The organism is Staphylococcus sp. HMSC34G04 (assembly GCF_001838765.1).
GTDB classification, from domain to species: domain Bacteria; phylum Bacillota; class Bacilli; order Staphylococcales; family Staphylococcaceae; genus Staphylococcus; species Staphylococcus epidermidis.
Genome location: NZ_KV838748.1, coordinates 37,262 through 37,912, shown reverse-complemented (window position 1 = coordinate 37,912; position 651 = coordinate 37,262). Strand labels below are relative to the sequence as shown.

Annotated in this window: 1 protein-coding gene and 1 pseudogene; both read left to right on the top strand. The window is 27.5% G+C overall.

The features are described from left to right. On the top strand, window positions 1-234 hold a 234-nt coding region (locus tag HMPREF3241_RS12990; RefSeq protein ID WP_176746664.1), incomplete at its 5' end, for a Csa1 family protein. A gap of 319 nt (window positions 235-553) precedes the next feature. Next, window positions 554-651: pseudogene (locus tag HMPREF3241_RS13215) on the top strand (tandem-type lipoprotein); the annotation flags it as partial.

Below are 651 nucleotides of genomic sequence, written 5' to 3'. Positions count from 1 at the left end.
TATTCTGCAAAATATCAATTGAGTAATAATGAATATAACGTACAACAATTAAGAAAAAGATATGACATCCCAACTAAAAAAGTACCTAAACTATTGTTGAAAGGTGATGGGGATTTAAAAGGTTCATCCGTAGGTTCTAAAAATCTAGAATTTACTTTTATAGAAAATAAAGAAGAGAATATCTATTTTACAGATTCTGTACTATTTAGCCCTAGCGAGGATAATGAATCATGAGCCAAACTGAATATAAAATAAAACCAAGCAATATAAAAAGTACCTCTGAAGAAACAAGTTATGAAATAGAATATGCGAATAATAAATGAGATGAAAGCTGTAGAAAAGCACTGCTAACATAAACAATGAGACACTACCACGCTTTCAGTAAAAATTTTAAAAGTTTAACTAAAGACGATTTGGTAGTTTTTAAAATCTTTGAATTGGATTCAATAAGTAATAATTTAAAGAATAATATGGACTAATTAATTTATAAGCGTATTAAAGTGATGCATTTTGTAAAAGTATAAATAAAGTAAAATCGGAAAGATGTGAGCCAATGCGTTATCTCAAGAAAGTAACGATATACATAAGTTTATTAATTTTGGTAAGTGGTTGTGGAAACGGTAAAGAAACGGAAATCAAACAAAACTTTAA